The 19,185-nt window shown below is 28.7% G+C and carries 21 protein-coding genes; 11 read left to right on the top strand and 10 right to left on the bottom strand.

Annotation, left to right across the window (positions count from 1 at the left end; all coding sequences use genetic code 11):
* Positions 1 to 106 precede the first annotated feature (106 nt).
* The 4 genes from Q1A46_RS14775 (at position 107) to Q1A46_RS14760 (ending at position 4,728) form a co-directional block, all read left to right on the top strand.
* On the top strand, positions 107 to 2,329 hold the full coding sequence (locus Q1A46_RS14775) for a T9SS type A sorting domain-containing protein (RefSeq protein ID WP_299680326.1): 2,223 nt from the start codon (positions 107 to 109) through the stop codon (positions 2,327 to 2,329).
* Between the two features lie 15 nt (positions 2,330 to 2,344).
* Positions 2,345 to 2,512, top strand: coding sequence for a hypothetical protein (locus Q1A46_RS14770; protein WP_299680323.1), 168 nt, complete (start codon positions 2,345 to 2,347; stop codon positions 2,510 to 2,512).
* A 349-nt stretch (positions 2,513 to 2,861) separates the two neighbouring features.
* Complete coding sequence (locus tag Q1A46_RS14765; protein WP_299680321.1) at positions 2,862 to 3,020, top strand: hypothetical protein; 159 nt, start codon at positions 2,862 to 2,864, stop codon at positions 3,018 to 3,020.
* A gap of 70 nt (positions 3,021 to 3,090) precedes the next feature.
* The gene (locus Q1A46_RS14760; protein WP_299680318.1) at positions 3,091 to 4,728 is read left to right on the top strand and encodes a tetratricopeptide repeat protein; all 1,638 of its coding nucleotides are present in this window, start codon (positions 3,091 to 3,093) and stop codon (positions 4,726 to 4,728) included.
* A gap of 4 nt (positions 4,729 to 4,732) precedes the next feature.
* On the opposite strand, the gene Q1A46_RS14755 is transcribed toward Q1A46_RS14760, so the two are convergent.
* From Q1A46_RS14755 to Q1A46_RS14725, 7 genes are all read right to left on the bottom strand, one after another.
* Positions 4,733 to 6,595 (bottom strand): hypothetical protein, encoded by a 1,863-nt coding sequence (locus Q1A46_RS14755; protein ID WP_299680315.1) that lies wholly within the window; start codon positions 6,593 to 6,595, stop codon positions 4,733 to 4,735.
* 144 nt (positions 6,596 to 6,739) lie between these two features.
* Positions 6,740 to 7,597: a prolipoprotein diacylglyceryl transferase gene (gene lgt / locus Q1A46_RS14750; protein ID WP_299680312.1), complete on the bottom strand. Its 858-nt coding sequence runs from the start codon at positions 7,595 to 7,597 to the stop codon at positions 6,740 to 6,742.
* A 15-nt stretch (positions 7,598 to 7,612) separates the two neighbouring features.
* Entirely contained in the window at positions 7,613 to 7,858 is a 246-nt protein-coding gene (gene yidD, locus Q1A46_RS14745; RefSeq protein WP_299680310.1) for a membrane protein insertion efficiency factor YidD, read from the bottom strand.
* A gap of 5 nt (positions 7,859 to 7,863) precedes the next feature.
* Positions 7,864 to 9,345, bottom strand: coding sequence for a cysteine--tRNA ligase (gene cysS, locus Q1A46_RS14740; RefSeq protein ID WP_299680308.1), 1,482 nt, complete (start codon positions 9,343 to 9,345; stop codon positions 7,864 to 7,866).
* A gap of 266 nt (positions 9,346 to 9,611) precedes the next feature.
* A complete protein-coding gene (locus Q1A46_RS14735) occupies positions 9,612 to 10,625 on the bottom strand; it encodes a hypothetical protein (RefSeq protein ID WP_299680306.1) in 1,014 nt (337 codons plus the stop codon).
* Positions 10,606 to 11,157 carry a hypothetical protein gene (locus tag Q1A46_RS14730; RefSeq protein WP_299680304.1) on the bottom strand — a complete coding sequence of 184 codons (552 nt, stop codon included), beginning with the start codon at positions 11,155 to 11,157 and terminating at the stop codon, positions 10,606 to 10,608. Before Q1A46_RS14730 ends, Q1A46_RS14735 begins: the two co-directional genes overlap by 20 nt.
* Positions 11,141 to 11,701, bottom strand: coding sequence for an RNA polymerase sigma factor (locus Q1A46_RS14725; protein ID WP_299680303.1), 561 nt, complete (start codon positions 11,699 to 11,701; stop codon positions 11,141 to 11,143). The genes Q1A46_RS14730 and Q1A46_RS14725 overlap by 17 nt, the downstream gene beginning before the upstream one ends.
* A 103-nt stretch (positions 11,702 to 11,804) precedes the next feature.
* Here Q1A46_RS14725 and meaB point away from each other — a divergent pair, with 103 nt between their 5' ends.
* From meaB to Q1A46_RS14710, 3 genes are all read left to right on the top strand, one after another.
* A complete protein-coding gene (gene meaB, locus Q1A46_RS14720) occupies positions 11,805 to 12,887 on the top strand; it encodes a methylmalonyl Co-A mutase-associated GTPase MeaB (RefSeq protein WP_299680300.1) in 1,083 nt (360 codons plus the stop codon).
* A 155-nt stretch (positions 12,888 to 13,042) separates the two neighbouring features.
* Positions 13,043 to 13,753 carry an energy transducer TonB gene (locus Q1A46_RS14715; RefSeq protein WP_299680297.1) on the top strand — a complete coding sequence of 237 codons (711 nt, stop codon included), beginning with the start codon at positions 13,043 to 13,045 and terminating at the stop codon, positions 13,751 to 13,753.
* Between the two features lie 100 nt (positions 13,754 to 13,853).
* The gene (locus Q1A46_RS14710) at positions 13,854 to 14,201 is read left to right on the top strand and encodes an RDD family protein (protein WP_299680294.1); all 348 of its coding nucleotides are present in this window, start codon (positions 13,854 to 13,856) and stop codon (positions 14,199 to 14,201) included.
* 74 nt (positions 14,202 to 14,275) lie between these two features.
* On the opposite strand, the gene Q1A46_RS14705 is transcribed toward Q1A46_RS14710, so the two are convergent.
* Positions 14,276 to 14,785: a hypothetical protein gene (locus Q1A46_RS14705; protein ID WP_299680291.1), complete on the bottom strand. Its 510-nt coding sequence runs from the start codon at positions 14,783 to 14,785 to the stop codon at positions 14,276 to 14,278.
* 128 nt (positions 14,786 to 14,913) lie between these two features.
* Complete coding sequence (locus Q1A46_RS14700) at positions 14,914 to 15,714, bottom strand: MBL fold metallo-hydrolase (RefSeq protein WP_299680287.1); 801 nt, start codon at positions 15,712 to 15,714, stop codon at positions 14,914 to 14,916.
* A gap of 81 nt (positions 15,715 to 15,795) precedes the next feature.
* On the opposite strand from Q1A46_RS14700, the gene Q1A46_RS14695 reads away from it, so the two are divergent.
* Genes Q1A46_RS14695 through Q1A46_RS14680 form a run of 4 tightly spaced genes read left to right on the top strand, consistent with a single transcriptional unit; the run spans position 15,796 to position 18,879 of the window.
* Positions 15,796 to 17,235, top strand: coding sequence for a TonB-dependent receptor (locus Q1A46_RS14695; RefSeq protein ID WP_299680284.1), 1,440 nt, complete (start codon positions 15,796 to 15,798; stop codon positions 17,233 to 17,235).
* Between the two features lie 59 nt (positions 17,236 to 17,294).
* Entirely contained in the window at positions 17,295 to 17,840 is a 546-nt protein-coding gene (locus tag Q1A46_RS14690; RefSeq protein WP_299680281.1) for an RNA polymerase sigma factor, read from the top strand.
* Between the two features lie 34 nt (positions 17,841 to 17,874).
* Positions 17,875 to 18,402 (top strand): hypothetical protein, encoded by a 528-nt coding sequence (locus Q1A46_RS14685; protein ID WP_299680278.1) that lies wholly within the window; start codon positions 17,875 to 17,877, stop codon positions 18,400 to 18,402.
* Between the two features lie 15 nt (positions 18,403 to 18,417).
* Positions 18,418 to 18,879 carry a hypothetical protein gene (locus tag Q1A46_RS14680; protein WP_299680275.1) on the top strand — a complete coding sequence of 154 codons (462 nt, stop codon included), beginning with the start codon at positions 18,418 to 18,420 and terminating at the stop codon, positions 18,877 to 18,879.
* A 50-nt stretch (positions 18,880 to 18,929) separates the two neighbouring features.
* Here the strand turns inward: Q1A46_RS14680 and Q1A46_RS14675 are convergent, their stop codons facing one another.
* Positions 18,930 to 19,130 carry a hypothetical protein gene (locus Q1A46_RS14675; protein WP_299680272.1) on the bottom strand — a complete coding sequence of 67 codons (201 nt, stop codon included), beginning with the start codon at positions 19,128 to 19,130 and terminating at the stop codon, positions 18,930 to 18,932.
* Between the last annotated feature and the right edge of the window lie 55 nt (positions 19,131 to 19,185).

Here is a 19,185-nt window from a genome sequence, read left to right as displayed (position 1 = left end):
ATTTTTAAAAACAATGTATTAAAACTCTACAAAAAACCTCAACATAACTTATAAAAAATCAAAAAAGGTTTAAGAGTAAAAAGATAAAAAATAACAATTATTCATGATGAGAAATTTACTATTCATTTTTTTAGTTGCCTGCACTAGCCAACTATTTTCACAAAACATTAGTTTTTCTTTTGTAAACGCAAGAAACACAAACGACGGAACAGACGATTTCTATGAAGCTGATATTTACATTGCTTCTGATACAGACTTTATTGTTGGTTCTGGACAAATATATTTTAATTACAATACAGAAGCATTTGGAGAAAATGTTCATGCTAATAACAACTTTGAAATGTCACAACCTGATGGATCTATTTTAGCTACTGGTTTTTTTGGAGGTACTGTAAAAGCTTATCAATCATTTATTGTTAACGATAACACAATTTCTAGAGTTTCTACATCTTTTCAACAATTAGCAAGTAGCGGAACTGTTGGAATGCCAGTTGTAAATAGTACACCACAATATTTATACAGCATTAAAATTAAATATACTGATGTAAGTAAATCTCCTAATGTTTCTTTTGAAACTGGTGGTGTTTTCTTAGATCAATTTTATACAGCATGTGGACCTACAACTGCTGTCGCCTTTGGAACTGCAGATTGTACAGGAGAACCAGGAACTCAAATTACAGGAGATAGTTACGATTCGACAGGAGCTGCTTTGGTAAGTGATGTAAACTGGACAGGAGCATCTAGTGCTTTTTGGGGAGTAACTTCAAATTGGGATAATACTGCAATACCAAATACAACAAATAATGTAACAATTCCAGATGTTACCAATGATCCTATTTTAAACACTGGAAGCTATGTAATAAATGATTTAATAATCAATTCTGGAGCTGATTTAACTATTTCAAATGGTGTATTAAACGTAAATGGAGATTTAACGAACAGTGGTGCAATTACTGTTGAAGCTGATGCTAGTAATAGCAGTGTTTTTATTGTAAACGGAAGTGCAACTGGAGAAGTTACTTTTCAACAAAACGGTTTAGTTGCAAATGAATGGACAGTAATTACAGCACCTGTAGACGGACAAAGTATTAAAGAATTTGCAGAAGATGTTACAAATGATGTTCGTATTAACACAACTGCTACACCAAATAGATATGCCATTGCATACTATGATGATAGCAATGCAGATGGTTCTAAATGGGTATATTATACTACTGACGATTTAGCTTCAAATTCACTTACTTTCGAAGTAGGTAGAAGTTATGCTATATCTAGAGCTTCTAACGGTAGTGTATCTTTTACAGGAACTATAGCAACTAACGATGTAACTAAAACTGTTGCACAAGGCGAATGGAATGCTATTGGAAATCCATATACTGCTTATTTCCCTATAAATGATGTTTCTGGTGATAACTTTATCGCTAATAACTCTAGTAAATTCGATCCTTCATTTATGGCTGTGTATACTTGGGATATTGCTCAAAACAAATATGTAGCAACTTCTTTAGTTGATGCTGAGAGTAAATTAGCTCCAGGACAAGGTTTCTTTATTAGAACAAAATCAGGAGAAACTGAAGTAACTTTTAGTCAAAGTCAAAGAGGAATAGATATTTCTAGTGGAAGTTCTATGAGATTTGTAAACACAAAAGAAAGTTCTAAAATAGAATTAAATGTAAGTGCTAATGGTAATAAAGTTACTACTAAAATTTTATTTACAGATACAGCTACAAAAGGATTAGATGCTGGTTATGATATTGGAAATTTCGAAGGTGCAAACTTAGATGTTTTCACTCAACTTGCAGATGAAAGTACTACAACTAATTTTACAGTACAATCATTACCAATTAGTGAATTTGGAGATGTTGTAATTCCAGTAGGTTTAGTTGCTGAAAAAAATACTGAAGTTGAGTTTTCTATTCTTACTACTGAATTACCTTCTGATACGAACATCTATTTAGAAGATAAATTAAACAGCACTTTTGTAGAACTTGGTGATGATACTTATAAGATAAAAGTAGAAGATACAGAAAATACAACTGGTAGATTTTACTTACATACAAGTGCTAAAGTTTTAAATACAGAAGATGAAAATTTAGTATCTGACAAGGTTAATATCTTTAAATCAAGCACTAAAGAAATTACCATCACTGGAATTAGTTCTACCACAGCTGTGAGAATATATTCAATTCTAGGAAAAGAGGTTGTAAATACTAAAATTGATCCAACTACTTCTTCAAAAATTAATTTAAACGATGTTACTCCTGGAGTTTATATTGTTAAACTTCAATCGGAAACATCAAATTCAAGTAAAAAAATAATCATAGAATAATTGCAGGTAGATATCATGAAAAATAATCAAAATAATATAACACGAAAAGAGGCAATAAAAAAAATAGGTAACTACGGAAAATATACAGCTTTAACTGCTTTAGGAACATATTTAATATTGAATCCTAAAAAAGCGCAAGCAGCTTCTCCTGAAGCTCCTGGTGAAGGGTTTGACGGGTTTTAAGTTAACACTAGGAGTATTCTCAAAAGGTCGGTTTAGAAACTGGCCTTTTTCTAGCTAAGAAATAATTAGCTTATTCTCTGAAACAAAACTCTAATACTAAAAACCAACTAAGGGTTCATAAAAACTAAAAAAACACCTATAAAACAAAGGTTTATACGAATTGCACCCTCTTTTGCACCCTACGATTCCTTTTTCTAATTAAAAAAATGAAATACTATTGCACCATGCTTAAAACGTAAACACTGAAATGAAAAATTATCTGAAATATTTAATTAAAAAAGTAAGTATAAGCATTGTTGAAAATACAATTAGAAAGTATAGGAATAAGTAAAATAATAGAGTAAATAAGATGAACAATAATCAAAAAGAAATTACCCGTAAAGAAGCTTTAAAAAAAATCGGGAATTTTGGAAAATATACCGCATTAACTGCCATTGGAACGTACTTGATTTTGAGTCCTAAAAAAGCACAAGCAGCTTCACCTGAAGCTCCTGGTGAAGGATTTTAAAGTTAAAACCGGGGATTTTATGTGAGGGTCGACTATACTTCTGAGGTTGACCTTCATTTTTTAACTTAACATGAAAAACTATTTTAAAGAAGAAAAACCAATTATTAATCATAACATGAAAAAACTTGTCTCCTATGTTTTTCTGTTTATATCCATTGTTGTACAAGCACAAAAAATCGATACAACTTTAGTAAAACTAGAAAGTGCTTTACAAAAAGCTGAAACTGATTCTTTAAAAGTTGAAGCTTTAATTAAACTTGCTGAATACCAAAAAAAAAGAGATTACAACAAAGTAATTGTGTATTGCAATCAAATTCATGAAATTCTCGATTTAGCCAACTACGATACTAGATTACAAAGAGCTAAAGCATATGGTAATTCTGGAATTTATAAAAGAAGAAAATCTGATTACAGTGGTGCTTTAAAAGATTACTATGCTGCCAAAAAAATTTATATAAAAATAAATGATACAGTACAACTTTCTACCATTTATCACAATATAGCGTTCGTATATAGAATTAAGAAAGAACATCAAAAATCAATTCGATTATTTAAAAAAGCAATAGCTATAAATTTAGCTAATAAAAGGTACAAAAATCTTGCTAATAACTACAGCATGATGTCTGCCTGTTATAAAAATTCAAAACAAATAGATTCTTCTTTTTATGTACTAGATAAAGCTATTCATTACTTTGAATTGAGCGATTATGAAGAAGGGAAGCAACAAGCAATTGCTAATAAAGCTTCATTATATTCTATTCAGAAAGAATACGACAAAGCTCTTCATATTTATTTAGAGTATTTAAAGTACACTAGATTAATAAATAAGAAACGTTCTATTATTAAAACTCTCTCCAATATTGCTAATATTTACTTACGGACTAATGATTACGACAAAGCTCTAATTTATGCTAATGATAGTATAGAAATGGCTATTTCAGAAGACTCTAAACAATATCTTCTCAACGCATATAAAATTAGAAGTAAGATATATAAAGCTATGAAAAAGTATGATTTAGCGTTTAATGATATTGAAAAATACAATAAAATTGATAAAGAAATAAATAGTATTAAAAAGACTCGTGAACTAAAAGCTTTAGAAATTTTAAATGAATACGAGAAAAAACAGTTAAAAGATAGCCTTATAAAAGCAAGAGAAAGAAAACTGTTAAGCATTCAAATTAAAAATCAAAAACTGCAAAGTAAGTTATATAGCATTATAATGGTTATTGTAATAACAGTTCTTTTATTAATAATTTATTTCAGCTATAAGCGTTTAAAGAAAGATCAAGTAACATCAGAAATTACAACAGTAAATGAGAATAATATATCTTCATTTGATACAAAAGGAATATCTACAGAAAAACCTCAAGAATTATCTGATAAAGAATTACAACAATCAGTACAATTAGTTATTAATCAATTAAAAAATGATCAAGAAATAGAAGAAGAGAAAATCAACCTTTTTAAAAAAAATATAAAAAAATTGAACAACAAATACTTAAAAAGGTTAAAAACAAAACATCCTGAACTTACTAAAACAGATGTTGAAATTTGCTCTTTAATTAAAGTTGGTCTCTCTAGATCTGAAATTGCTCACGTAAGAAATACAAGTTTAGAAGCAGTAAAATCTACTAAATTTCGATTAAAGAAGAAACTTGGTCTTACTAAAGATGATTCTTTAAATAACTATTTATTAAAATTATAGTTTATTAAGAAGCTTCAAGATATTCTAATATAGAACTTCCTTTAGGTGCGTTTACTTTCTTACGAAGACGAGATCTACTTCTTACTACACTATCATCTGAAATTGCTAACATAGTAGCTATCTGTTTTGTATCCAAGTATAGTTTTTCCATCGCTAACAAACGTTCTTCAGATTTAGTAAGATTATAACCTTTATTTTTCAATCCAATAAAAAAGGTTGGGTGAACTTTGGTAAACTTTTCTTTAAAGATATACCAATCATCTGAAGTTAAAATCTTTGTTGCTGTTAAATCTCTAATTTTTTCTATTGATTTTTGATTACCTATTTCTTCTTTTAATTTTTCTAATTCTAGAGTTAAAGACTCTTGAACTTTACTTTTTTCTAAAAGTTGATTGGTAAAATCTTCTAAATCTTTTTGATTTTTAGCTAACTTTTTGGCTAATGCTTTTCGTTTTATATTTCCTCTTAACCAAATTAAATATATTGCTACAGCAGATAATATTAGTACAGCTATTAAAATTATCCATAAGACTTTTCGTTTAGCTTCTCCTATCTCTTTATCTTTTTCTAATAAAGTAATTTCAGTTTCATTTTTAAAAATTTCATTATCCTTTCTTTGAGTTTCAAATTCAGATTGATAGTATAAAAAAGTATTCGTTGTTATTCTTTTTTCTTCTGAATCTTTAGCAATTGAATATGCTTTTAAATACGGATATGATTCTTCTAACTTATTTTGAGCTGCTAAAACTTCTGAAAGCTGTTTATTAGCTTCCATTATCATTTTTACATCTCCTAATTTGTTGTTTTTATCAAGTAATTTCTTGTAATAATTTTCAGCGGTAGAATAATCAGATTTTGCTTTGTAATACTGTCCTGAATAAGATAAAAAGGAATTCTTATGAAATTGATCTCCTCGCTCATTAAGCTTTAATTTCTGTTCGAAATCTTTTAAATACTTTGCAACACTATCTAAATTATTAGCTTTTAAATAATATTTAGTATTCATTTTAGCTAAGTGAAGATTAAATCCATTTCTTCTCATTTCATTCTTAATGCTTTTAGAAGCTGTATGCATAGAATCTAAATACTTTCTGGCCATATCAAATTTATTTTTTTTGATATGTGACGTAAATAAATGTGAATAAGCATAAGAAATTGCTACGGGATCATTCACTTTTTTAGCTCCTGCTAAAATTCTTTTTCTCTCATAAATAGCTTTATCATGAAATCCGTTTTTACCATATAAACTCGATAGTTCATTTAATGCATAGTTAGCATAACTAGCATCGCCTAATTTATTGTATAACTCATAGGCTTCCTCAAAACGTTTTACACTATTTATAAAATTGTTTAAATCAAAATAAACCTGACCAGCAAAAAAACGTGAATCTGCAGTAAAAATAGAATCTTTACTTTCTAAGAAAAGATCACCAGATCTATCATAATCTATTGCTGCACTATCTAACTGCTCTTTATTGTAATAATAAGCTGCTCTTTTAAGTAAAATATGAGCTTCAGAATTTTTTTTCTTGAATTTACTTACATTATTTAATTGATTTTTAATCTCTTTAAAAGCTGCTTCTGATTCACCTTTATTAATATACTCTTGAATAATAAATCTAGATTTATTTGCAGCTAAATCAAACTCTCCTTCTTTTGTAGTAAGTGCTACATACTTTTGTAAATATTCTAATTTCTTTGGATGATTTTTACGTACCATGAGATTAGTTAACGTATCTAAATAGGCAATTCGATCGTCAACTTCAGTACTTTTATCTAGTTTTTTAAGTAATTCTTCTGCTTTATTCTGACCAAAAATAGAAATACCTATAAAAAACAAGGCAAGAAAACTCACAATTCTAATCATTGATTTTGTAGTAATTAGTTAATAAATATGAATAGAATAGCTTTTAAATAAACTATTAAAATTAGACGGTTGAAATTTAGCAAAAAAAAATGCAGAACTTAAAAAGTATTTCTGCATTTCATTAATTTATAATCTTTCTGGCTTTTAATTTGTTTCTTTTGGTTTTCTAAAAATAAACCAAAGACCTATTAAAATTAAAGGAATACTAAGTACTTGCCCAGTGTTAAACATTAAAATCCAATCTTCTCTTGCATCTACTTGAGGCTTCTTTAAAAATTCTATTGTAAATCGTAAAGACCACAAAGCAACCATAAAAACTCCAAATAAATAGCCCTCTTTAAGTTTTTTATCTGTTTTCCAGTATAATCTCCAAAGGATAAAGAATAAAGCTAAATAACTAAATGCTTCATACAATTGTGTAGGATGTGCAGGATATCTCTCTCCTGCTCTTTTAAAAATTACACCAAAACTCGTTCCTGTTAATTTTCCATAAATTTCTGAATTGAAAAAATTTCCCATTCTAATGAAAAATCCAGCTAAGGCAACCATAATTCCCATTCTATCTAGAATAAATAACCAAGATTTATTTAAATGTTTTTTCGCATAAAAATATAAAGCAATTGGTATTGCCACTGCTGCTCCATGACTAGCAAAACCTGAAATCCCAGTAAATTTCCATCCTTTAATTAAACCAAAAAAAGCTTCAGCTCCTTCCCTTTTTTCAAAAGGTAAAATGATTTTCCAAAGATTATCTTGATAATCTGGCCAATTGTAAAAGAAAACTTCTCCTAAACGCATACCTATTAACATAGATATGAAAGTATACATAAATAACGGATCCATTTTATCATGAGAAATTCCATCTTGCGTAAAGATCTTTTTCATTAAATGTGTTCCTAATATAAATGCTATAACAAACATTAAGCTATACCAACGGACACTAAAACCTCCAATGTTAAAGATTTCCGGATCCCAATCCCAAGTAATTGCTAAAAAATTCATGTATTGTAAATAAGTTTAGTTTTTGTTTTTTGTTTTCTTTTCCGGTACTGGATCATAACCACTTCCACCCCAAGGATGACAGCTAAAAATTCTTTTTAAACCTAACCAACCTCCGTAAAATAATCCATGTTTTTTTAAAGCTTCTAATGTATAAGCTGAACATGTAGGATTATATCTACAAGTAGCAGGTGTAAATGGAGATATTGCTGTTTGATAAAAACGAATTAATAAAACGAACGGATATATTAGTATTTTTTTCAAAAAAATTAGTTTACAGTAAACGTTGTTCCTTCTCTACCATCTTTTAACTGAATTCCTAATTCTGCTAATTCATCTCTAATTTTATCAGATAAAGCCCAGTCTTTATTTTCTCTTGCTTCTTTTCTTAACTTAATTAATAACTCTACTGTTCCATCTAGTTTATTTGATCCTTGATCTTTAGCATCATTTACTAATCCTAAAATATCATAAACAAAAGCATTCATTGTTTTTGTTAGTAACTCTAAATCTTCAGAAGTTATTGTTGCTTTATTATCTTTAATCTGATTAATGAATTTAACTGCATCAAAAAGTTTTGCTATTGCTATTGGTGTATTAAAATCATCGTTCATAGCATCATAACATTCTTGTCTCCATTTTACAACATCAAAAGAAGAACTTCCGCTAGTTTTTAAGGCACTTAATAATGAAACTGCTTCCATTAAACGATTATAACCTTTTTCAGAAGCTAATAATCCATCGTTAGAAAAATCTAACACACTTCTGTAATTAGCTTGCATGATGAAAAAACGCACTACTCCAGGCCCGAAAGCTTTACTTAAAATTGAATTTTCACCTGTTAAAATTTCACCAGGTAAGATACTATTTCCTGTTGATTTAGACATTTTTTGTCCGTTTAACAACAACATGTTAGCATGCATCCAATAATTAACTGGTTGAACTCCTGAACAAGCATGAGATTGTGCTATCTCACATTCGTGATGAGGAAATTTTAAATCCATTCCTCCACCATGAATATCAATTTGATCTCCTAAATATTTAGAGCTCATAACAGAACATTCTAAATGCCAACCTGGAAATCCTTCTCCCCAAGGCGAAGGCCAACGCATAATATGAAATTCATTTGCTTGTTTCCAAAGAGCAAAATCTTGAGGATTTTTCTTTTCAGATTGCCCATCTAGAGCTCTTGTATTGTGAATTGCATCTTCTATATTTCTACCAGATAAAATCCCGTAATTATTACCTTCTTCGTTGTATTTAACAACATCAAAATAAACAGATCCATTTACTTCATAAGCTAAACCTTTATCCATGATTTCTTTAATCATTTCAATTTGTTCAACAATATGACCAGTAGCTGTTGGTTCTATACTTGGAGGTAAAAAATTATATTTTGCCGTAATATCATGAAAATCTACAGTATAACGCTGTACAACTTCCATTGGCTCTATTTGTTCTAATCGTGCTTTTTTAGCTATTTTATCTTCACCTTCTTCTGCATCGCTTTCTAAGTGTCCTGCATCAGTAATATTTCTTACGTAACGAACTTTGTAACCTAAATGTAATAAATACCTAAACACCATGTCGAACGACATAAATGTTCTTAAGTTTCCTAAATGTACGTTACTGTATACTGTTGGCCCACAAACATACATTCCTACTCTTCCTTCTGTTACGGTTTCAAATACTTCTTTAGATTTAGAAAGTGAATTATAAATTTTCAGTTGATTTTCTTTGTATAGCTCCATTAGATTACACTATTTTGAAATGTAAATATAGGTACTTTTAACAAAGTGAAATCATAATTTTTTTAAAAAAGTAATTTTAAGATATTTTGAGTATTTACAAGGGATACACAATGTTTAAAATTAAACATTGTCAACAATAATTCTAGTGAGCTATTGAAATATTATATCACTTAAAACCATATTCTTTATTTCTTCTAAAGAAATAAAAAAGGTTAATGATTGTTAGATCATTAACCTTGAAATATAAATATACAGTAATCTATGTTTTAATCATTTCCGAAGCTCAATTCTCCATATTTCACATTCATATTGAATTTTGCATTCTTTGGAGCTCTTATTACAATTAATCTTTTAATTTTTAATTTACTTCTATCTTTTAAAACCATTTGAATTTTCTTGCGCTCCTTCTTTTGCTTTTCTATTTTTTTAAGTTGTTTTTCTAATTTTTCTTGATTTTTCTTTAATTGTTTTTGAGCTTTTTCTATTAATTTTTTTGACTTTTCTTTCCACTCTTTCTGATAAGCTTTCATTTTCTTTTCTCGTTCTTTTTTATTTTCTTCTCTATCTTTAAGAAAAATCATTAAATCTTGATCTCCATTTATTGAGCCAGACATTGTAATGTTAGAATCGTCTGTCGTTATAGAAATAGATTTGTCTCCTATTTTCACTTTAGCATTTTCCCCAAGCGCTTCTTTATTTTCTTCTTTCCAACGTTTTAAATAATTCTTATCTTTTTTATATTCCTCAAAATCAAATTCTGTATACATTTTAAATGTCGTAAAAGGTGGCATCGGTGGTGCTGGAGGCGCAATAACTCCTGAAATCATTGGTGGTTCTGGTGGCAAAGGAGGCATTATAAAATCTATTGAATCTAAAACATCTAAGCTACCAATTGAATAATCTGATAAATCGTTAACGATAAAACTATAGTCTGGATCATCAAAATTGAATGAGTGAAAATTAAAGCTAGGATTAGTTCTTGATTTAACTGTTATTTTCTTACTGTTACCATGAACATCAAAATCCCACTTCTCATAAAAGTGATCTTTCATTTCTTCAGTCACCTCTTCACCTTCCACCATCATAAAAGCTTCTACTACTACTTTATTTTTGTTCCAGGTTTCTATTTGAATATCCGAATGTCTTGTATTGATATCAATAACTACATCAGACTTTACTTTAAATTCTTCTTTAAAATTATTGTCTTTTTTCTGACTAAATACAAGAAATGTACTTAGTGTGAATACTGCTGCTGTTATTTTATATAGTGATATTTTCATTTTTATTTTCTTTAGATTGAAGATCACTTAATTGATCTTTCAAATGAATTAAAAGTTGTAAACGTAATTGAAGATTGGTGATTAAAGAATTGATTATTTCATTGGTAATACCATCCGTTTTTAACTTCTGATTTAACCTCTTATAATCTGTATCTAGTTTACTAATCTTCTCAAAATACTCATCCAATAAGGCCTTATTATCTGGAGTAACATTTAAACTAGCTATTTCATAATTTATAGCTGTTAAATAATAATCTTCTATTTTTTTCATTTCAGGAGAAATTTCTCCTAAGCTTACTTGTTCTAATACTTCATTTTCTTTTGGTTGATCTTTTACTAAACCAGGATAAAATTTAATTCCTAAACCTAGTAAAACAACTATAGATGCAACTGCATACAACCATCGATATGATTTCTTTTCCTCTGGAAATGCTTCTTCCAATTTATTTAAAAACTTTCCTTCATGATTTTGAGATAACTCAATATTTTCTTCCTGAAAGTCTTTTACTAAGTTTCTAATATCCTTCGGCATAGTTTGTTAATTTTAAATGTTCTTTTATTAACTTTTTTCCTCTCATTAAATGTGTTCTAGAAGTTACTTCTGTAATTCCTAAAATTTCTGAGATTTCTTTATGGTCGTAACCTTCTAGCAAGTATAAGGTGAGTACCAATCTGTATTTATCTTTTTGTTTATTTATTGCTTCAATTATCATTTCTGATGTTATCGAATTATCTACTTCCCAATCATTTTCATCTTCTAACTCTCTGTATATTCCAGAATTTATAGAAACCATAACCAATTTTTTCTTCTTAAGTTCATCGATACTTTGATTGATTACTATTTTTTTTAACCAAGCACCAAAACTTACTTCTCCTTTATAATTACCTATATATTTAAATGCTTTTATAAAAGCTTCTTGCATAATATCTTCAGCCAAGAATTGATCATTTACATACCTATACGCAACCAAAAACATAGCTTTACTATAACTCTTATAAAGTTGTAACTGTGCTTTTTTATCGCGCTTCTGACAAGCACGGATTAATTTTTGATGAAATTGTTTAGTTGATTTCATTTATTGATTTCTTGTCTTAAAGACGACACATTTTTTAGCGCGTTGCATTTTGGATAATTTTTTATTTCTAAATTTACAAATAGAATGATGCACACCTTGATTTATGGCAACTAATTCAAAATCAAATTTATCGGAAAAAGATGGAGTTTCACAACCTGAAACTACAAGCAAAACTTCTGCTGAAAAAATAAAATTAAACAGAAGAAAAAAAATAAATACTCAAGAATTTGTAGCAAAAATCCTTCAAGGTGATATTACATTTTTAAGTAGAGCTATTACTTTAATTGAAAGTACTAATAAAAGACATCAACAAAAAGCAAATGAAATTTTAAATGCGTGTTTACCTCATGCCAATACATCTGTTCGCATTGGTATTACTGGAGTTCCTGGTGTTGGAAAAAGTACTTTTATTGAAAGTTTTGGTAAACATTTAACTTCAATAGGCAAAAAAGTAGCTGTTTTAGCTGTAGACCCGAGTAGTTCAATTAATAAAGGAAGTATTTTAGGTGATAAAACCAGAATGGAACAACTTGTGGTTGATAAAAATGCTTTTATTCGTCCTTCTCCTTCTGGAACTTCACTTGGTGGTGTTGCACAAAAAACTAGAGAAAGTATAATTTTATGTGAAGCTGCAGGTTTTGATACAATTATTATTGAAACTGTTGGCGTTGGGCAGAGTGAAACTGCTGTACATTCTATGGTTGATTTTTTCTTGTTACTGAAACTATCTGGCGCAGGTGATGAATTACAAGGAATTAAAAGAGGAATTATAGAAATGGCAGATGCTATTGTTATTAATAAAGCTGATGGCGATAATGTAAAAAATGCTAAAATTGCTAAAGTTGAATTTAACAGAGCTTTGCATTTATATCCTCCAAAAGAAAATGGTTGGCAACCAAAAGTATTAACTGCAAGTGCTCTTAAAAATTCTGGTATAGATGCTATTTATCAAATGATACTTTCTTATATCGATTCAGCTAAAAAAACTGGTTATTTTAATAAAAGAAGAAATAATCAAAATAAACACTGGCTTTTTTCAACAATAGAACAAGAATTAAAAAGACGTTTCTATGAAAATCCTGAGGTTAATGATCAATTAAAAAAAGAAATTCTTCAATTAAACTCAGGTAAAACTACTCCTTTTTTTAGCGCCGATAAACTATTGAAAATTACCAATAACAGTTAAATTTCAACCGTTTATCGATGTTTAACATTTTTTAACTTATATTTTTCTTTAATTTGATGTAAGTTATGAAACATTTACAAGTCTAACTCGTTATGAATGTGACTTACGGGATATAAATGGGTCATAAATGTGTGTAAATTATTAATCCCCAACTTATGAAAAAAATAGTATACTTATCTTTTCTAATGGTGACTACCTTAGTGTGGTCTCAGAAAGAAACATGCGACACAGAGGAAAATTTAGTTGAAGATTTAAACAGTATTACTAAATGTACAGTTAAACAAACAACTAATAAGAAAGATAAAAAAACTAGACAAATTAGTGTAAGAGTATCTGCTTCAAAAAAACGTTTTTTAAAGAGACGTAAAAAGAATGCAGCATCAGAAGCTAATACGTTAAATAGTTCTGGTATATCTACAGTTCAAGGTACCAACAATCTTAAATCTCTTAAAATAAAAACTAATATAGCTGCTCTAAAAAACAGCTTATCGAGAGAAGAATTAAGAAAAGCTCAAAAATTTGCTACAGTAGATGCAATTCCTGCTTTCCCAAACTGTAACAATGATGGAGATCAATTAGATTGTTTTAACACTGAAATGATTAAACATATCCAAGAATATTTCGTTTATCCTAATGAAGCTTTATTAAATAAGCAAGAAGGAGAAGTTTGGGTACGTTTTATTATTGACAAAAATGGAAATGTTACTAACATTAAGACTTTAGGGCCTAAAGGAGGTAAAATATTAAATGATGAAGCTGTTCGTGTGGTTTCTAATTTACCAAAATTTACTCCAGCTACTAAAGATGGTAAGCCAGTTTCTGTAAAGTACGGATTCCCAATTAATTTCTCTTTGGAAGATAATTAATATCAAAATATATCATTTTTAAAAGCCGTCAATTTATTGATGGTTTTTTTGTTTTATATCATCATCTAAATTAAACTTTGTTTAGATTTGCAAAAGAACTATGAGCGATATTAATAAAGGAGCAAGAATAATTAATCATACAATTGATTATATGGTAATTATATGTATTACTATATTTTTCAGTATATTCTTTTACCCTACTCAGTTTCTCTATTTGGTCGTTTACATCTCGTATTATTTCTTTTTAGAGTCTTTTAATAATGGGCAAACTTTGGGTAAATTAATTACCAAAACAAAAGTTATCGGGTTAAATAATAAGAAACCTTCTTCTTTAAGAATTTTTTGGAGATCTGTACTTCGTTTAAATCCTTTCGATATTTTATCTTTTTTATGCGGACAAAATGGTCATGATTCGATATCTAGAACAAAGTTAATTTCAGTTAAGTAACTAATAAATGAAATCTGAGAATAAAAAGCCAGAGAAATTCCCCTGACTTTTATTTTCAGATATAAATATTCGTTTTATAAATAAAGAGCAAAACCAATTAAACCTTGGAAAACTCCTTTTTGCCCGTCATCTAAACCAATATTATAACGAACTGTAGGTTTAATACTCACTTTATCTCCTATAAAATAAGCATAACCTCCTTGAACTCCAATCCAGTTTTCACTTCCCCCAGAAAACGAAGTTCCTGTAAAATCTATCCCCACAGGAAACTGTCCTTCTATGTAATACTCTGCTCCTATTTTATAAACAAAAGCTTCATTTCCATCATTATATCCTAATCCTGTTTTAACTGCAAAATTGTCCATAAAAAAGTAACCTCCATCTAAACCAACTGCAAAAGATGTATTACCATCAGTAGATCTTAAATAAAACCCGGTATTTCCTGTAGTATTAGAACCTGTATTAGCTTCAATAATAAATTTACCTTTTTCAGTTTGGGTATTAGTTTTCTTTTCATTTGAATTTTGAGCACTAATTGCAAAACCAAATGTTAACATTGCAATAGTTAAAAATACTTTTTTCATAATTTAAATTGATTAATAATTTACACTTCAAAAGTAGAAGCACTTTTACTCAAAAAAATTATGAAATTAATTTCCGTAGTTTGAAAACAAATATTTGTAGTAACTTAAAATGTATTTTGATTCAAAAATTAATCGCAACTAGTTATTTCTAAACCATCGTAAGCTAAAAAAACATTTTCAGGTAAGTCCTTTTCTATATCTGCATGAAACCCCAACAACTCACTGATATGACTAAAATATGCCTTTTTAGGCTTTAATTCTTCTACTAACTCTAGAGCTTCATTTAAAGTAGCATGAGTCTTATGAGGCTCTAAACGTAAAGCAGTTGTTATTAAAATATCTAAATCTTTTAACTTTTCCTTTTCCTCAACAGGAATAGTTTTCACATCTGTTAAATAAGCAATATTACCAAAGCGATATCCTAAAATTGGTAAATCTCCATGCATTACTTTTATCGGCTTTACTTCTACTCCATGAAATTGAAACTGATCTTTTTCTGAAATGATAGTAGGTTTAACTTCAGGAGCTGAAGGATATCTATTCTCTGTCGTAAAAATATACTCATAACGTTTTTCAAGTGATTTTAAAACTCTGCTATCACTGTAAATTGGGACTGGCCCCATTTGATAATAATATGGTCTTATTTCATCAAAACCCGCAATATGATCTGCATGCTCATGAGTAAATAAAATACCTTTTATTGATTCAATATTTGCTTTAATCATTTGCTGACGGAAATCTGGTCCACAATCGATAATATAATTAATCTCTTCATTATTATCTTCCCAAGAAAAGACAATTGAAGCTCTTAATCTTTTATCTCTTTCGTCTTCTGAAAATCGTACCGGATTCTTACTTGCTATCATAGGAACACCAGTTGATGTACCTGTTCCTAAAAACGTTACTTTTAATTTCTTTTTATTATTCATTGTTACCACAAAAATAAGATAAAAATTGACTGATACTTTCTATTTTCAGTACATTTGTCCACGTAAACAAAAACAACTAAAATGGCTATTATCTTAAAAGGGGATCAAAAAATAAGCAGTGTCCCAACATCTAAAATGAAGGCGCTTAGAATTAACTTAAATGCTAATATCTATGGAACCTTTGCTGAAATAGGTGCTGGACAAGAAACTGCTAGAAACTTTTTTAGAGCTGGTGGAGCTTCAGGAACAATCGCAAAAGCAATGAGTGCTTACGATAAAGATTTTTCTGATGCAATTTATGGAATTGAAGATGATAGACGTTATGTAACGGAATCTCGATTAAAGAAAATGCTTAGACATGAAATTAATTTAATTGAAGATCGTTTAGATCGTAAAAAACATCCAGAAAAATTATTCTTCAGCTACGCAAATACTGTTACTACAATTGATTTTGCTAAAAAATTTAAAGGACACGGTTGGGTCGGAATTCGTTTTCAGTTAGATCCTTTAGAAGATTACAATGAGATTGTTTTACACTTACGTTTTAAAGAAACAGAGGCTAGATTACAACAAGAAACACTTGGTACTTTAGGTGTAAACTTAATTTACGGAGCTTTTTATTTAAATGATAATCCTAAAGAACTTTTAAAATCTTTTTACGACAATATAGATAAAGACAAACTAGAAATAGATATGATTAACTTTTCTGGTCCTCGTTTTATGTATGTTGATAACCGTTTAATGAGTTTACAGTTAGTTAAAAACGGAATGACTAACGCTGTAATGTTTGGGCCAGATGGTAATAACTTATTACCTGCTCAAGTGTTATACAAAAAGAACATTCTTGCATTACGTGGAAGCTTTAGACCTGTAACTAAAGTTAATATGGATATGTACGAAAAGTCTAAAGTTCAATTCTTAAATGAGAAAAAAGTAAATCCCGAGAAGACTCAGATTATTTTTGAAATCACTTTAAGTAATTTAAGAGCTGAAGGAGAAATTAATGAGCGTGATTTCTTAGATCGTGCTGAATTATTATGTTCGTTAGGTCAGAATGTAATGATTACAAATTATCAGGAATACTACAGATTAGTAGAATATTTTAGCGAATTCACAAAAGAAAGAATGGCACTTGCCATGGGAGTAAATAACTTAGTTCAAATCTTCGATGAGAAATATTATCGTAATGTAAGTGGTGGTATTTTAGAAGCTTTTGGAAAGTTATTCTATAAAGATCTAAAAATATATCTTTATCCATATAAAGACAAAGAAACCAATGAATACATTACTTCAGCAAATTTAAAAGTTCATCCTAGAATTAAGGAATTATATAAATTCTTTAAAATTAATGGTAGACTTGTAGATATAGAAGAATTTGATCCTGAAATATTATCTATTTTCTCTAGAGAAGTTTTAAAAATGATTCAAGAAGGACAAGATGGTTGGCAAGAATTGTTACCATCTGGAATCGCTGAAATGATCGAAGAAAAACGTTTATTTGGTTACTCACGAAGAAAATAATTCTTTTTTTTAATTAAACCTTTTACTAATTTTAAAGTCATAGTGAAAAACCAATTCATTTGACTGACGAAATTACATTAGTATCGCAATTACAAAACGTAGCGACAAAAGAAGCTGCTTTTCGTAATTTAATATCGCAATACAAAGAGCGTTTGTATTGGCATATTCGAAAAATAGTCATATCGCACGACGATACTGATGATGTATTACAAAATACTTTTATAAAAATTTTTAAAAGTATTGATAATTTTAAAGGAGATAGTAAGTTGTATTCTTGGATGTATAGAATCGCAACCAATGAAGCTATTACATTTTTAAATAAGAGAGCCAAGCAAAATAATGTGGACATTTCTGACTATAAACAACAAATTGTTTCTAATTTAAAAAGCGATGACTGGTTCTCAGGTGATGAAATACAAATTATCTTACAAAAAGCTATAGCAACACTTCCTCAAAAACAACAGTTAGTTTTTAACATGAAATATTTTGATGATTTAAAATATCAAGAAATTTCAGATGTTTTAGATACTTCTGTTGGAGCTTTAAAAGCATCTTATTTTCATGCAGTAAAAAAGATTGAAGAATTTATTAAGAATTATAATTAAACCTTTTCCTATTTCTAAGGTCTAACTAATAGAAATGAACGATAATAAACAACATAACGAAGATTTTTTAAACCAAAAATTAGGTAAACAACCTGGCTTTAATATGCCAGACAATTACTTTAACAATTTGGAAAATGATCTAATGAGTAAATTAATTGTAGAAGATTTACCTGAAAAATGTGGTTTTGAAACTCCAGAACATTATTTTGACAGTTTAGAAGATCAAATTTTAAATAAAATTAATGACGAAACTAAAACAAGTGAACCAAAAGTTATTTCTCTTAGAAAGAGAATGGTAAAGTTCACTTCTTTTGCAGCTGCAGCTTCAGTTGTCTTGTTTATTACCTTTCAATTTATAAATATTCCAACTACAACCGAAGAAACTAATATCACTATAGATGAGTGGTTTGAAAACAGTGATGTAACAACTGATGAGCTTGCTTTATTATTTGATGATCAAGATTTTTCTGAAAATGATTTATCTTACGCTTCTGATGATAATAGTATAGAAGATTATTTAGATAATATTGACAATTCATCTTTACTAGATGAAATACAGTAAATGAAATTTTAGAAAATGAAAAAAACAATACTTTTTATATTATTAATTTTTGTCTCTTTAGCAACTTTTGCTCAAAGACCAGACAAATCAAGGATAATAAAAGCTAAAAAAATAGCTTTTATAACTGAAAATTTAGATCTCTCTGAAAAAGAAGCTGAAAAATTTTGGCCTTTGTATAATAAGTTTGACAAAGCAAAACATAAGCTTTTTAAACAAGAGAAAGAAGAGATCAGAAATAAAATAAAATCTGCTGGAGGACTTGAGAATATTACCGAAGAAGAAGCTAAACGATATTTGAATTTATTCCATAAAATTAAAGCTTCTCACGAAGAAATAAAAGCTTCTTTTCACAATGATCTTTTAAATTTCTTATCAGCGAAGAAAGTTCTTCAATTAGAAATCTTAGAACATCGTTTTAATAAAACTATGATTAAACGTTTTAAGGAAAGAAGAGGAAGAAACAGGAGAAATCAATAATTGAATATATCTTTATATAAACTAAAAAAGAAGCTTTAAAGCTTCTTTTTTTATTTATTATCAATTACTCCCATGCAAACATAAAGTTCTGGTCTATTCGCAGTATACTGCTTTACCCAAATTACTAATTCGTCTACTTCATAAGGTAATAATCGTTTCATTGCTTTTTCTAATTCTTTGCAAAAAAGCTCTGTATTAAAACTCACTTTTTGCAATACCACTTTGGTATATTCGAACATTGCTCTAGGCATAAGTTAAGGGAATTTGAATTATTACATTTTAAATATACAAAAAAATAAAAAGCAT

Origin of the sequence: uncultured Tenacibaculum sp., assembly GCF_947502995.1 — a bacterium.
Classification (GTDB): Bacteria; Bacteroidota; Bacteroidia; order Flavobacteriales; family Flavobacteriaceae; genus Polaribacter.
This window is presented reverse-complemented; position numbering and strand designations above follow the sequence as displayed.

Coding starts and splice junctions, on each gene's coding strand:
- Q1A46_RS14775 (WP_299680326.1), top strand. CDS start 107: ATGAGAAATTTACTATTCATTTTTTTAGTTGCCTGCACTAGCCAACTA.
- Q1A46_RS14770 (WP_299680323.1), top strand. CDS start 2,345: ATGAAAAATAATCAAAATAATATAACACGAAAAGAGGCAATAAAAAAA.
- Q1A46_RS14765 (WP_299680321.1), top strand. CDS start 2,862: ATGAACAATAATCAAAAAGAAATTACCCGTAAAGAAGCTTTAAAAAAA.
- Q1A46_RS14760 (WP_299680318.1), top strand. CDS start 3,091: ATGAAAAACTATTTTAAAGAAGAAAAACCAATTATTAATCATAACATG.
- Q1A46_RS14755 (WP_299680315.1), bottom strand. CDS start 6,595: ATGATTAGAATTGTGAGTTTTCTTGCCTTGTTTTTTATAGGTATTTCT.
- lgt (WP_299680312.1), bottom strand. CDS start 7,597: ATGAATTTTTTAGCAATTACTTGGGATTGGGATCCGGAAATCTTTAAC.
- cysS (WP_299680308.1), bottom strand. CDS start 9,345: ATGGAGCTATACAAAGAAAATCAACTGAAAATTTATAATTCACTTTCT.
- Q1A46_RS14735 (WP_299680306.1), bottom strand. CDS start 10,625: ATGAAAATATCACTATATAAAATAACAGCAGCAGTATTCACACTAAGT.
- Q1A46_RS14730 (WP_299680304.1), bottom strand. CDS start 11,157: ATGCCGAAGGATATTAGAAACTTAGTAAAAGACTTTCAGGAAGAAAAT.
- Q1A46_RS14725 (WP_299680303.1), bottom strand. CDS start 11,701: ATGAAATCAACTAAACAATTTCATCAAAAATTAATCCGTGCTTGTCAG.
- meaB (WP_299680300.1), top strand. CDS start 11,805: ATGGCAACTAATTCAAAATCAAATTTATCGGAAAAAGATGGAGTTTCA.
- Q1A46_RS14715 (WP_299680297.1), top strand. CDS start 13,043: ATGAAAAAAATAGTATACTTATCTTTTCTAATGGTGACTACCTTAGTG.
- Q1A46_RS14710 (WP_299680294.1), top strand. CDS start 13,854: ATGAGCGATATTAATAAAGGAGCAAGAATAATTAATCATACAATTGAT.
- Q1A46_RS14705 (WP_299680291.1), bottom strand. CDS start 14,785: ATGAAAAAAGTATTTTTAACTATTGCAATGTTAACATTTGGTTTTGCA.
- Q1A46_RS14700 (WP_299680287.1), bottom strand. CDS start 15,714: ATGAATAATAAAAAGAAATTAAAAGTAACGTTTTTAGGAACAGGTACA.
- Q1A46_RS14695 (WP_299680284.1), top strand. CDS start 15,796: ATGGCTATTATCTTAAAAGGGGATCAAAAAATAAGCAGTGTCCCAACA.
- Q1A46_RS14685 (WP_299680278.1), top strand. CDS start 17,875: ATGAACGATAATAAACAACATAACGAAGATTTTTTAAACCAAAAATTA.
- Q1A46_RS14680 (WP_299680275.1), top strand. CDS start 18,418: ATGAAAAAAACAATACTTTTTATATTATTAATTTTTGTCTCTTTAGCA.
- Q1A46_RS14675 (WP_299680272.1), bottom strand. CDS start 19,130: ATGCCTAGAGCAATGTTCGAATATACCAAAGTGGTATTGCAAAAAGTG.